General features: G+C 52.1%; 14 protein-coding genes and 1 riboswitch. Of the genes, 6 read left to right on the top strand and 8 right to left on the bottom strand.

The window, feature by feature from the left end; genetic code table 11:
• Positions 1 to 129: 129 nt before the first annotated feature.
• Complete coding sequence (locus tag WFJ73_RS01530; RefSeq protein ID WP_336771231.1) at positions 130 to 1,230, top strand: Gfo/Idh/MocA family protein; 1,101 nt, start codon at positions 130 to 132, stop codon at positions 1,228 to 1,230.
• Positions 1,231 to 1,276: 46 nt separating this feature from the next.
• On the opposite strand, the gene WFJ73_RS01525 is transcribed toward WFJ73_RS01530, so the two are convergent.
• Both WFJ73_RS01525 and WFJ73_RS01520 read right to left on the bottom strand, forming a co-directional pair.
• A complete protein-coding gene (locus WFJ73_RS01525) occupies positions 1,277 to 2,131 on the bottom strand; it encodes an RNA polymerase sigma-70 factor (RefSeq protein ID WP_336771229.1) in 855 nt (284 codons plus the stop codon).
• A gap of 11 nt (positions 2,132 to 2,142) precedes the next feature.
• Positions 2,143 to 3,330 (bottom strand): NAD(P)/FAD-dependent oxidoreductase, encoded by a 1,188-nt coding sequence (locus WFJ73_RS01520; protein WP_336771227.1) that lies wholly within the window; start codon positions 3,328 to 3,330, stop codon positions 2,143 to 2,145.
• A gap of 228 nt (positions 3,331 to 3,558) precedes the next feature.
• Between WFJ73_RS01520 and WFJ73_RS33345 the strand changes: the two genes are divergently transcribed.
• From WFJ73_RS33345 to WFJ73_RS01500, 5 genes are all read left to right on the top strand, one after another.
• On the top strand, positions 3,559 to 3,885 hold the full coding sequence (locus WFJ73_RS33345) for a hypothetical protein (RefSeq protein WP_442955913.1): 327 nt from the start codon (positions 3,559 to 3,561) through the stop codon (positions 3,883 to 3,885).
• Complete coding sequence (locus WFJ73_RS33340) at positions 3,824 to 4,186, top strand: MFS transporter (protein ID WP_442955912.1); 363 nt, start codon at positions 3,824 to 3,826, stop codon at positions 4,184 to 4,186. The genes WFJ73_RS33345 and WFJ73_RS33340 overlap by 62 nt, the downstream gene beginning before the upstream one ends.
• A 113-nt stretch (positions 4,187 to 4,299) precedes the next feature.
• Complete coding sequence (gpmA, locus tag WFJ73_RS01510; protein ID WP_336771225.1) at positions 4,300 to 5,046, top strand: 2,3-diphosphoglycerate-dependent phosphoglycerate mutase; 747 nt, start codon at positions 4,300 to 4,302, stop codon at positions 5,044 to 5,046.
• An 86-nt stretch (positions 5,047 to 5,132) separates the two neighbouring features.
• Positions 5,133 to 5,230: riboswitch (purine riboswitch) on the top strand.
• Positions 5,231 to 5,285: 55 nt separating this feature from the next.
• The gene (gene ade, locus WFJ73_RS01505; protein WP_336771222.1) at positions 5,286 to 7,046 is read left to right on the top strand and encodes an adenine deaminase; all 1,761 of its coding nucleotides are present in this window, start codon (positions 5,286 to 5,288) and stop codon (positions 7,044 to 7,046) included.
• Between the two features lie 99 nt (positions 7,047 to 7,145).
• Entirely contained in the window at positions 7,146 to 8,303 is a 1,158-nt protein-coding gene (locus tag WFJ73_RS01500; protein ID WP_336771220.1) for an acyl-CoA dehydrogenase family protein, read from the top strand.
• A 16-nt stretch (positions 8,304 to 8,319) separates the two neighbouring features.
• On the opposite strand, the gene WFJ73_RS01495 is transcribed toward WFJ73_RS01500, so the two are convergent.
• The 6 genes from WFJ73_RS01495 to WFJ73_RS01470 form a co-directional block, all read right to left on the bottom strand.
• Complete coding sequence (locus WFJ73_RS01495; protein ID WP_336771218.1) at positions 8,320 to 9,018, bottom strand: PIG-L family deacetylase; 699 nt, start codon at positions 9,016 to 9,018, stop codon at positions 8,320 to 8,322.
• Positions 9,015 to 9,326, bottom strand: a complete 312-nt coding sequence (locus WFJ73_RS01490) for a DUF1806 family protein (RefSeq protein ID WP_336771216.1) — start codon at positions 9,324 to 9,326, stop codon at positions 9,015 to 9,017. Before WFJ73_RS01490 ends, WFJ73_RS01495 begins: the two co-directional genes overlap by 4 nt.
• Entirely contained in the window at positions 9,323 to 9,538 is a 216-nt protein-coding gene (locus WFJ73_RS01485) for a cysteine-rich CWC family protein (RefSeq protein WP_336772113.1), read from the bottom strand. The genes WFJ73_RS01490 and WFJ73_RS01485 overlap by 4 nt, the downstream gene beginning before the upstream one ends.
• Before the next feature lie 43 nt (positions 9,539 to 9,581).
• On the bottom strand, positions 9,582 to 9,989 hold the full coding sequence (locus WFJ73_RS01480) for a VOC family protein (RefSeq protein ID WP_336771214.1): 408 nt from the start codon (positions 9,987 to 9,989) through the stop codon (positions 9,582 to 9,584).
• 145 nt (positions 9,990 to 10,134) lie between these two features.
• Positions 10,135 to 10,989, bottom strand: a complete 855-nt coding sequence (locus WFJ73_RS01475; RefSeq protein WP_336771210.1) for an alpha/beta fold hydrolase — start codon at positions 10,987 to 10,989, stop codon at positions 10,135 to 10,137.
• Between the two features lie 156 nt (positions 10,990 to 11,145).
• Positions 11,146 to 12,555, bottom strand: coding sequence for an ABC transporter substrate-binding protein (locus WFJ73_RS01470; protein ID WP_336771208.1), 1,410 nt, complete (start codon positions 12,553 to 12,555; stop codon positions 11,146 to 11,148).
• Between the last annotated feature and the right edge of the window lie 6 nt (positions 12,556 to 12,561).

The following is a 12,561-nucleotide window of genomic DNA, read 5'->3' as shown; positions in this document are numbered from 1 at the left end:
ATTCTGACTATAATTATACGACACAGACAAGAACTTTTTTATAGCCTTATTGACTCTAAATATCGGTCAAACCTATAGTAAGGGCATAAACAACTTTTTTATATAAATCCATTTAAACGGAGGCTGGACATGAGTAAATTACTGAAGGTTGGCATCATCGGCTGCGGCGGTATCGCTAATGGCAAGCATCTTCCTGCACTCAGCAAGAACAAGAATGTTGAAATCGTTGCCTTTTGCGACGTTGTGGTGGAACGCGCTGAAGAAGCATCCCAAAAATACGGCGCTGAAGGCTCGAAAGTATACGCGGATTACCGCGAGCTGATTGCCGATCCGACGATCGATGTTGTGCATGTATTAACGCCTAATGACTCGCACTCCTTTATTACGATAGATTCCCTTGAAGCCGGCAAGCATGTTATGTGCGAAAAGCCAATGGCTAAGACGGCTGCTGAAGCAAGAGCTATGCTGGATGCTGCGAAACGCACAGGCAAAAAGCTGACAATCGGTTACAACAACCGTTTCCGTCCGGACAGCCAAGTCCTCAAAAAGGTTTGCGAGCAAGGCGAGCTGGGCGAAATCTACTATGCGCGCGCTCATGCAATCCGTCGCCGCGCGGTTCCGACTTGGGGCGTATTCCTCGACGAAGAGAAACAAGGCGGCGGACCGCTTATCGATATCGGTACTCACGCGCTTGACCTGACGCTGTGGATGATGGACAACTACAAGCCGGTTTCCGTAACGGGCTCCGTATTCCATAAGCTTGGCTCCAAAGAAAATGCAGCTAACGCTTGGGGACCTTGGGATCCTGCGAAATTTACGGTAGAAGATTCTGCTGTAGGCTTTATCAAGATGGAGAACGGCGCAACGATTACGCTTGAAGCAAGCTGGGCGCTGAATACGCTTGATATCGACGAAGCAAAATGTACGCTTTGCGGTACGGAAGGCGGAGCGGACATGAAGAACGGCCTTCGCATCAACGGCGAAGAGAACAGCCGCTTGTTCGTTAAGGAAATCGACCTTTCCGCTGGCGGCGTAGCGTTCTATGACGGCGCTTCGGAGCGCGATATCGACGTGGAATGCGCCGCTTGGATCAACGCGATCCTGAACGATACGGATCTGGTTGTTAAAGCAGAGCAAGCTCTTGTCGTAACCGAAATCTTGGAAGCGATTTACGAATCCGCCCGCACTGGCGAGACGGTATACCTCAATCGCGAAAAAGTAGCGAAATAAATAAAAAAACGGTTGTGCCTGTTTTCAACAAGCACAACCGTTTTTTTTATACATTGTGAAGCTTATCCGGGTTGCGGACGATAAATATCCGATGAAGCACCCCTTCGCGCTGCTCAAGAAATACGACCGAATCTACGATTCCTTCCTGCCGGAATACGAAGGCGGGTTCCCCGTTTAACGGCTTTAGCTCTACCGTCATATGGCTCGTAATCTGGGATTTGCGGAAAATGCCCAGCAGGAACTGCGCCACGCGCTCCCTTGTTTCGATTGGCCGGACCGCCGCCGATGCTTTGCCTCCTCCGTCGGATATCAGCACGGCATCCTCGGCCAGCATCGACAGCACGGTGTCGACCTCGCCTTCGGATAAGGCCGCTACGAACCGGTTTATCCACGCCTGCTCGATTGTACCGCCAGCCTGCAGCTCTTCTTCCGTTATTCCCATCTTTGCTCTGGAACGGCTCATCAGCTTACGGCAGTTTTGCTCGCTTTTTCCCGTTAATTCCGCAATAGCGGGATAATCGAACCCAAGCGCTTCGCGCAGAACAAATACGGCTCGTTCCGAAGGCGACAACCTTTCGAGCAGAGCAAGCATGGCGTAAGACAGCAGGTCATGGCGAACTACTTCCTCCAGTCCGTCATCGTAGTATTGTGCTATCGGCTCCGGCAGCCACGGACCGACATATTGCTCCCGGCGTACTCTTGCCGAACGCAGATGATCCAGACAGCGATTCGTTATCATTTTGCACAAATACGCTTTGGGCTCGTGCAGCTTATCCGGATTCATATTCTGAACCTTGAGAAATACGTCCTGAACCGCATCCTCCGCATCGGCGACCGAGCTGGTTAACTGATAAGCAAGGCTGAACAACAACCCTTTATAACGTTCGTACAGCTCAATCATATGACGTCTCCTTATGATTTCAGCATACTAGCGTAATCCCAGACAAAACGTTTGATTTTATAAGATAAACTTCCCGAAATGATTATATCAAGCCCCCATTTGCGCGTCCATGTCATTCCCCGTCCCGGACCAAGTCCAATCGTAAAGCCATCCATCACCTGTTTATGGCGGGGGGCCTGGCTGCCGGTTTTGTCCGCCGCAATGATTTTGCCTAATCGCTGTGCCTGCGGAATGGCCTCTTTACACGTCATGCGGGCAGCTTCGCCGTTATCCGGGTCCACGATAAACGCGCAATCCCCAATGGCATACACGCCCTTGGCATCCTTGACACGGTAGCATTCGTCCACGATAAGCCTGCCGTCTTTCGTTACCGGCAGACCTAAGCTGCGAATGGCCGGATTCGGAACAAGACCCAGCGTCCATACCGTAAGGCCAACCGGCAGAGCTCCACCGCTTGAGAGCATTAGATTGCCGTTCTCCTCGCGTACCGCTTTGCTGCGATGATGCACGGATACGCCGCATTTCGCCAGCTCCTCCTCCAGCTTGCGGCTTGCCTTCATTGGCCCCTCCTGAAATAAGCGATCCTGGGCATTCATCAGATGAACCCGAATTTCTTCGGGGTTAAGTCCCTGTCTGGCTCCTTCTTCTCTCATGGCGTACGCTAACTCCGAGGCCGTCTCAATGCCGGTAATTCCCGCTCCGGCCACGGCTGCCGTGAGCAGGCGACGGCGTTCCTCCGCGTTGTTTTCCACCCTTGCAGCCTGCATATTATAGCCCCACGCTTCCCTGATTCGGACGGCCGACTCCATTCCCGTAAGGGCAATGCCTCCAAAACCGGACTCCGTCTCGCGGGCTACGCTGCCAACCGCAACAACCAGCGTGTCATAAGCGAGCCGTACGGAGTTGCCTTCCGCATCCTCATATTCGAGCACTTTCGCATCTGCATCTACACGCCGTGCTTTTCCCTGCACGTGCTCGGCCGCTTCCGGCAAAATTTGCCGCCACGGTACCGTGATTGGGTCAGCCCCTACCGCCGGCTTGAACAAGAGCACCTTGCGCAGATGATAAGGATTCGGATCCAATAAAAGAAGGCGAAGCTTCCGTCCTTCCGCATGAGCGCCATACTGCTTCCAAACCGCCTTTACCGCATGAATTCCCGCATACCCGCCGCCAACGACAACCACTGTCCATTCCGTCATAGATGATCTCTCCTCTTTGCGCTTTTGCAAATAGAACGGGGAGAGGTCTTTATTTGTGACACCCGATATTATCATTTTAAAAATAAGGGTTAATCGTCTTACCCAGCCAGGAATTAGCACAAAGTTAACGTTGACGTAAAGATTAATGTAGCGATACGATTGGTTCGTTTGTTGACTCTGATTCATAGAGACTATACCAATTTATCTAAAGAGAGGGATAACACGAATATGTCTTCAACTGCTAAACCAGCAGCTACCGCGGCTCCGCTTAAACCCGCCGAGTCCATGTTCAACCAGCCGATCGCCGTATGGGCGATTGCATTCGCAAGCATTATCGCTTTTATGGGCCTTGGTCTGGTAGACCCGATCCTGCCGATGATGAAGGATCAGCTTCACGCGTCCGACAGCGATCTTACGCTTCTCTTTACGAGCTACAATGCCGTTATGGCCGTAGCCATGCTGGTAACCGGCGCGTTCGGGCACAATCAAATCAATGTGCATTCAACTTGTTCTCTTCGCTTGCACTTTGTTTGCGATGGGCTATTGGACTACTGAAAAAGCGGTTGTCATCTGCATGGTTATTCTTGCAGGGGCCTTCCTTGGCAACAATAATACCCTTATCACGACAGCCGTTATGAACGCTGCTCCGGTCGAACGACCAACCGCATCCGCGGCTTACAGCTTCCTTCGGTTCATCGGCGGCGCACTTGCCCCGTATTACGCGGTCAAATTCGCCGAATGGTTCGATTTCCATGCCCCGTTCTATATCGGCGGCGGCTTCGTTATCCTGGCCGTTGTTCTCATTGCGTTCAACCATAAACATCTGAAGCATGTTGACCATGCCGAAGCGCATTGAGAAGTTAATAAAGATTTGGAACAAGCTGACCCGATTTTATCCGGGTTGGCTTGTTTTTTTTCTCGATTGGAAACATTATAGAGATAAGCAAACTTTGGAAAAGAGGTCGCCTCATGAAAAAAATCGTCCTGATCCGCCATGGGCAAAGCGTATGGAATGTCGAGAACCGGTTCACGGGCTGGACCGATGTAGACCTGTCAACGCAAGGTCTGGATGAAGCCAGGGAAGCCGGGGAAATCCTGAAAAAACACGGCTACGTCTTCGACATCGCCTATACCTCCGTCTTGAAACGAGCCATCCGAACCTTATGGATTATCCTTCAAGAGATGGATCTCTTATGGATACCGGAGCACAAGAGCTGGATGTTGAACGAACGGCATTACGGCGCCCTGCAAGGGCTGAACAAGGCGGAAACCGCCGCCAAATACGGAGAGGAGCAGGTGCATCTTTGGCGCAGATCGGTTGATGTCCGTCCTCCGGCGCTCGACGCAACCGATCCGCGATACGTAGCTGCCGACCATCGTTACATCGGACTTAAGGAAGGCGAGTTTCCGTTAACGGAAAACCTGGAAGACACGGAGGCAAGGGTTCTGAAGTATTGGAATGCCGAAATCGCTCCCGCCGTTTCCTCCGGAAAACAGGTTATTATAGCCGCCCATGGGAACACGCTGCGGGCATTGGTCAAATATTTGGACCAAATACCGCCGGACGGCATTGCAGACTTGAACATTCCGACAGGCATTCCGCTTGTGTATGAATTGGATGATGAGCTGAAGCCGATCCGCCACTACTATCTCGGCTGGGAAGGCCCGTATCCAAACGGTCAGATTCCGACTCATATTGCGCCTGCGACAAGGTGAAACGGCTTCGCCGTCCTTAGGCGGCTGTACGCGTTTCAATCCGAAGAATTCAAAATAAGCAGTTGCATTCCCGTTGTCCATCTTCTACAATAGAATCCAATATTGCGTATAACCTCGGCAATACGGGCCGGGGGTTTCTACCGGGAACCGTAAACTCCCGATTACCAGCATGCTTCTTTCAGCATCGGCGGTAATCGGGAGTTTTTTTATTTTAGTAAAAAAAGGAGAGAATAGCTGTCATGAATACAAAAGACAAACTCGCGAAGCGAATCGACGTAGCAGCCAAACGCGCTGCGGCAGATCTTATTATACGGAACGGCAAAATTGTAAACGTGTTTACGAGCAGCATCATGTCCGGCGATATCGCAATCGTAGACGGCATCATTGCGGGGATCGGCAAGTACACGGAGGGTGGGGAAGTGATTGACGCGTCAGGGCAATGGATCATTCCCGGATTGATTGACGGCCATGTGCATATCGAGAGCTCAATGCTGACGCCGCGCGAATTCGCGAAGGTTGTTCTGCAGCATGGGGTTACGGCCGTTGTGACCGACCCGCATGAAATGGCTAACGTGATGGGCAGCAAAGGCATTCAATATATGCTTGACCAATCCGCAGGCCTTCCTCTCGATATTTACGTCAATCTGCCGTCCTGCGTACCCTCTACCCCGTTCGAGACAAGCGGCGCAACTTTAGAAGCGGAAGATCTTCGGCCGTTTTATGCGCATCCCAAAGTACTTGGCCTGGCTGAAGTGATGGACTTCCCCGCCCTTGCTGCCGGCAGTCCCGGCATGATCAGCAAGTTGGCTGACGCGAATGAGCTTGCTGCGCATATCGACGGTCACGCCGCCGGCATCGACCGGGAACAGCTCAATCTCTATATGGCCGCGGGCATCCGCACGGATCATGAAGCTATTGACGCGGAAGAAGCAAGGCACCGGCTTGAGCTTGGCATGTATCTGATGATCCGCGAAGGTACAGTAGCCAAGGACCTGGAAGCGCTCCTTCCTGCCGTTAACGCCGGAAACAGCCGAAGATGCCTGTTTGTGACCGACGATAAATTAATCGACGATCTGCTGGAGGAAGGAAGCGTCGACTACAGCATCCGTCTGGCCGTGAGCAAAGGGCTAGATCCGGTTACCGCCATCCAGATGGCGACCCTGAACGCCGCGGAATGCTTTGGTCTGCGCGGGCAAGGCGCCATTGCTCCCGGCTATAAGGCCGATCTTGTAATCGTTGACGATCTGGAGATGCTTGCGATCCGGCAGGTATTTAAAGAAGGCGTATGCGTATTTCGCAACGGAACGCTCCAGGAGGAGGTCTTTTCCGTTAGTGCTGCGCAAGCTTCCCCGGAACCGATGCATTCATCCGACGATATTAATGCGGGAATGAAGCCGCTCCGGCCGGATGCTCTTGAGCTTCCGCTCGCGTCCGATACGTGCAATGTTATCGGAATCATTCCGAACTCTCTCGTGACCCGGCATTTGAAGGAACAAGCAGCAAGAGATCGGGAGCTGCGGTTTATTCCTTCGACCGAACGCGACCAGCTTAAGCTTGCCGTCGTAGAACGTCATCACCGGACCGGTAATATCGGTCTTGCGGTTGTAAAAGGCTTTGGCTTCCGCAAAGGCGCGATCGTATCGTCGGTAGCCCATGACTCGCACAATATCATCTGCGCCGGCGTAACCGACGAAGACATGCTGCTTGCAATCCGCCATGTGGCTTCGATGAACGGCGGGCTTGCGGTTGTGGCAGACGGCGAAGTTCTAGCTTCCTTATCCCTGCCTGTCGGCGGTCTGTTGTCCGAACAAAGTTATAGCGAAGTGAATCAACAAATGCTTGGCCTCTATGCGGCACTTCGCACAATTGGCGCACCGGATGCCTTCAACCCGTTCCTGACGTTATCCTTCCTTGCCCTACCGGTCATCCCTGAGCTCAAAATAACGGACAAAGGCTTGTTCGAATTCGCGTCAAACCGCCATATCGGAGTTCAAGCCTGATAGCGACACGCCTCCTCTGCTTGCTATAATAAGGTAAGGCATATAACCTGCAGCATAGCCCTTATCTGTGAATATTCATTTTAAGAGGAGCGAAAATAGATGACTCGTTGGGTAGATCAATATATCCGGAACGAAGAAGAACAAGCCCGGGTATTGCAAGTAGATCAATTGGCGGCTAGCTTCGCGGAAAGAGCATCCCGGCACGACCGTGAAGGTTCGTTTCCGTTTGATAATTTCGCGGACTTGCGCGAGGCGGGATATTTGAAGCTTACGGTTCCCAAGGTTTACGGCGGAGAAGAGATTTCTCTCTATGAGATGGTCATGCTGCAGGAAAGACTGGCTTACGGCGATGGTTCTACCGCGCTTGCGGTTGGCTGGCATATGGGGCAGATGCTGCATCTGCGCACTTCCCGAAAATGGCAGGAGCCCGTCTTCGCTGACCTTTGCGCGGCCGTAGTCAAGGACGGAGCTATGATCAACACCTTTGCCAGCGAAGCAGCCTCCGGCAGTCCAAGCCGAGGCGGCAAGCCCGAAACAAACGCAACCGCCGTCCCAGGAGGATGGCTTATATCGGGGCGCAAAACCTTTAGTACGTTGTCCCCCATCCTCGACCGGTTTGTCGTAACCGCTTATATTCCGGGCGAGGACAGCGTTAGCGATTTCATGGTGAGCCGGGACGAGCAGGTCTCCATCATCGAAACGTGGGATACGCTTGGCATGCGCGCGACCGGAAGCCACGATGTTGTGCTTGATCAAGTCTTTGTTCCCGCCGATCACCGGCTTACCGGCAAAGGGACGGATGACGGGGGCGGCTGGCTGCTGCATATTCCGGCCTGCTATCTTGGCATTGCGCTTGCCGCAAGAGATTATGCCCTGTCGTTCGCCAACTCCTACAAGCCCGGCCAGATGGATAAGCCGATCTCGTCTATTCCTTCCGTCCAGCATTCGATTGGCCAGATGGAGCTTGAGCTTCGCACCGCCCATACGATGCTCTATTCGATCGCGGAACGCTGGGACCGGGAAACGGAAAACAGGCCAGCTTTGAAAGCTGACCTTGGTCTCGCGAAATACGTGGCAACCAATAATGCCATCAAGATTGTTGATCTGGCCATGCGGATCGTTGGGGGCACCAGCTTATCCCGTCAGCAGCCGCTCGAGCGTTATTACAGGGATGTCCGGGCCGGTCTGCATAATCCGCCGATGGACAATGTGGTCATTCAAAATCTGGCTGCAACGGCTTTAAGCGAATTTGAATAAGTTTCCCCAAGAGGCGCTAGAACAAATCGGCATTGCCGAGTTTGAGCGCCTCTTTGTTTCCTTTGATGAAATATTCATGATCCCCGAAACGGCTCATGGCCTGACGGTCAGGCAGCCATACCCATTCATCGATTTCCGTCTGGCAGCGGTGTGCTCGGAACGCCGCAAGCTTCGCTTTTTTATAGCGGCTTACGTCAATCCGGGCAATCTCTTCTTGGGAATAACCATAAGCTTCCGGATAGGCCAGCGAATCCCCGAACGAAATGAAATACAAGGCTTTCTCAAGTCCTGTGCGGGCAAGCGCTTCAATCGTAGCTTTGCCAATCGCGCAATGATCCGGATGCCCGCCCCATTTCTCATGAAAAGTAAGAATAGCATCGGGATTAACTTCCCGTATTAATCCGGCTATACGGTCAGCCAATTGATCCGGATCGGCAAACTCTACCGTTTTATCGCGAATATCGAAGAAATGCAGATGCTTGACCCCGAGGCGTTCGCACGCTTCCCGAAGCTCCTGCTCGCGGGCCGCAGCCATCGTCTCGCGGTTCAAATACGGCGGATTGCCCATTCGCCTGCCCATCTCACCTCTTGTTGCGCTGACAAGCGTAATCTCTACGCCGCTGTCGGCATACTTCGCTAACGTACCGCCGCAAATAAAAGACTCGTCATCCGGATGGGCAAATACGGCGAGCAGCTTTCTTGGTTCTGTACTCATTCCGCAAACGGCTCCTTTCCGAGGTGCAGCGCAACATTCATTCGTCCTCTGTCATCGTAGCCGGCCAACAGCAAGCGTCCTTCCGCATCAAGCTCGTAATGCGTGAGCGCTTCCATTCGCAGCCAGCCGATTTCATCAAATCGCAAAGCAATCCGGAACGGCCCCTCCCCCGCTGCAAAAGCCTGCGTCAGCTTCAGCTTGAAGTTCCGCACAAAAACGTAGGATGTTGCTTCGCTATGGACGTAAATCTCTTCCCCGGTAAACGTTCGCAGCAAATCCTCTACTTCTAATGGATTTATCGGATTCATGATTGCATCTCCCCGGACCCTTCCTTCGATTCCCGCTTCAGCCTTTCCAGACAAGCTTGGCATACGCAGGCTTTTCCCATTAATTCAGACGGAATCTGTTCAAACACCTTTTGCGGAAAAACCTCTTTGCTGCACCAGCATTCCCCGGCCGGCAGTCCTTGCAGATTGCCGCACTTATTGTTCCCCTTGCAGATCGGACATTCGTTTGCCATCACTTTGTTTGCCTCTCCTTATGAGAAAACCTCTATCGTAAAATCAGCTTTGCGATTTCGGCTCCGTGCTGATCTGCCATTTGATGCCGAATTTGTCCTCTACCCGGCCAAACAGCGTACCCCAAAATTGCTTCTCCAGCGGCATGATCACCCGTCCGCCTTCCGACAGATTGGCGAAGGCTTTCTGCGCTTCCTCGTCCGTTTTGAATTCGAGGTTCAGATCAAAGCTCGTACTGCGTCCCGGAGGCTCGTGCATGGTATCGGCAATGTAGAAGGTAACGCCTGCAGCTTGAAAAACCATATGTATGATTTTGTCCTTCATCGATTCGTCCGTACCCGGAGCTTGCCCGTACGTCATTTGATCGATGATTTCACCGCCAAGAGCCTGCACGTAAAATCCGGCTTGCGCTTTAGCGTCCTCGGAGTAAAAATAAGGTGTCAGCTTGGCCATTTGACTATACACGTCCTTTGTCGATAATGATCTTGCCCACTTATTCTAACCCACAACCGGTTGTTTTTCGAGCAGCTTTTACTGAAAAATATTAAAAACCGTGCAGGCGCTGAGCCTGCACGGGTTTGAACATTTCTATTCGTTTTTACAGCGCCCTCACGGGCTCCTTCTCGCTAAGGGTTCTGAGATAGTTCGCGATAACTCTGGCCAGCTGCTCGGGAGCTTCGACCAGACTCATATGAGCGACGCCTTCGAACGTATTTTCCTGAATATGCGGATATTCGTAGGTTGTCTTAGCTGTCTCTTTTTCATTGACGGAGAAGGTATCGTCCGGGGATACCACCTCATCCTCCGCGCCGGCGACAAGCAGAATCGGGTACTTGGCTTCATGCAGCATCGCACTTCGGTCCGGCCTCATCATCATGCCTTCAAGCGTATGAATAGCTCCCTTTGCAGACATTTTGAGTCCGGCCTCTTTAACCTTTTCCACCTCATCAGGCATATCTTGCCTCTTGGATTCCTTGAACAGCTTCGGAATCAGCTCGTGTACGTAAGGCTCGATTCCTTCCTTCTGGATGAAGGAGATATCCTGGTACCTTTTCCTCTTCACTTCTTCCGTGTCCGGCAGGGCGGTGGAATGAATCAGTCCGAATCCGGCCAGCTTGTCAGGGTATTTATCCGCAAGGGCCAGCGTTACATAGCCGCCGAGAGAATGGCCGAATACAACGGTTTTCTCAATTCCAAGCTTCTCGATTAATGCATTTATATCATCGGCCATTACTTCCATCGTATACACATTGTCTGGTACCGATGTCTCGCCATGCCCCCTCAGCTGCGGCATAATGACACGGTAGTGATCGGTCAGCAGCGGACAAACATTATGCCAATAATGGGACGATCCGCAAAAACCGTGAAGCAGAATAATCGCTTTTTCGTTTTCCTTGCCACATTCTTCGTATACCATATCGATGCCATTGACATTTACCTTATGCTTATCCATCGATCCCACATCCTTTTCGATTTGAAATGCTATCATGTCATTACTTAACCAGCTATCGATTCGTTGAAACAATATTATCAGACAATTCTGAATTTATTTGCCGAAAACAAAAAAACAGCCCTGGAGCGCTTAGCCCCAGAGCTGTTCTTCGCTGCATTACTTCGATACCGTTTTATTGTAGATATCGATTTTCTCAGTAATTTGTTTTGCTGCGGCGTCAAGCGCAGCCTTAACGTCCTTCTTGCCCGTGAACACTTCTTCAATCGCGCCCTCCACCGTCTGACGCGCGTCAGGGAACACGCCCATAACGGCGCCTTGGCTTGCCGTGCTTGGCTTGGAAGCATGAAGCTGGTCAACAGCCGTCTGGAACTGCGGATATTTCGCGAGGTTATCCTTTACGATCTGCTCGTCATAAGCTTTTGTCGTAATCGGGAAGTAACCGGTATTGATATGCCATTCCGCTTGCACGGCCGGCTCAGCCAGATACTTCATGAATTCCCAAGCGGCCTTCTGCTCTTCTGCCGGCTTGTTGTTCAGAATCCAGTTGCTCGCGCCGCCGATCACAACGCCGCCTTCGGAGGAAGCGTCGGGTTTAGGCAGGAATGCCGTGCCTACTTCGAACTTGCCTGCCGCGCCGTCAACAATGCCGCGCAGCGAAGCCGTCGAGTCCAGCGTCATGGCGATTTGGCCGGCCAGGAACGCTTTTTTCGTGTCATCCGTTTTGCGTCCGAGATTCAGAACGGATTTATTGTCGACCATGCCTTTCCACCAAGTCAGCGTATTTACGGCTGCTTCCTGGTTTACGAGTGATTCCGTAGCGGCGCTCTCGCGGCCGTTCCCGTTATTGATAAGGTCCTTGCCTTGATTAGCCAGAAGCTGCTCCATAAACCAGCCGTAGATGGCGAAGGATGCTCCCGTTACTTTATTCCCGGTCAATTTTTTAGCGTCGGCTGCTACTTCTTCGTAAGTCGCAGGCGGCTTGTTTGGATCAAGACCGGCTTTCTCGAACAGATCCTTATTATAGTAAAGAATCGGATTGGAAGTGTTGAAAGGCATGGAGTACTGCTTGCCGTCAAACGTATAGTATTTAGCAATATTCGGCTCCAACGAAGATAAGTCGTACTTCTCTTCGTCGATGAACTGCTGCACCGGCGTAACGGCGCCGGAATCGATCATGAATTTCGAACCGATCTCGTACACCTGGATTAAGGAAGGACCGGACTTCGAATCCATGGAAGCCTTCAGCTTGTTCAAGCTCTCGTCGTAGGTGCCCTGGAAGACGCCCTCTACCTTGATATCGGGATGCGAAGCGTTGAAATCGCTGACCAGCTTGTCCACGGCTGTGCCAAGCTCGCCGCTCATGGAATGCCACCAGACCACTTTGACAGGCTCTTTGGCCGGCTCGGTGGAAGCTGCTCCCGCATTGGCGGTGGTCTCCGTATTGGAAGCCGAGGCAGTAGGCGACGGCTCGTTTCCTCCGTTATTCGGATTCGATGCGCAAGCTGATAAAGGCAGCACGAGCATAGCCGCCACAGGCAATACCATTTTCCAATTGCGTTTAACCATGGTTTC

Origin of the sequence: Paenibacillus sp. MMO-58, from assembly GCF_037146255.1 — a bacterium.
Lineage (GTDB): Bacteria > Bacillota > Bacilli > Paenibacillales > Paenibacillaceae > Pristimantibacillus.
The sequence above is the reverse complement of the archived record's forward strand: the minus strand, read 5'-3'. Positions and strand labels throughout refer to the sequence as shown.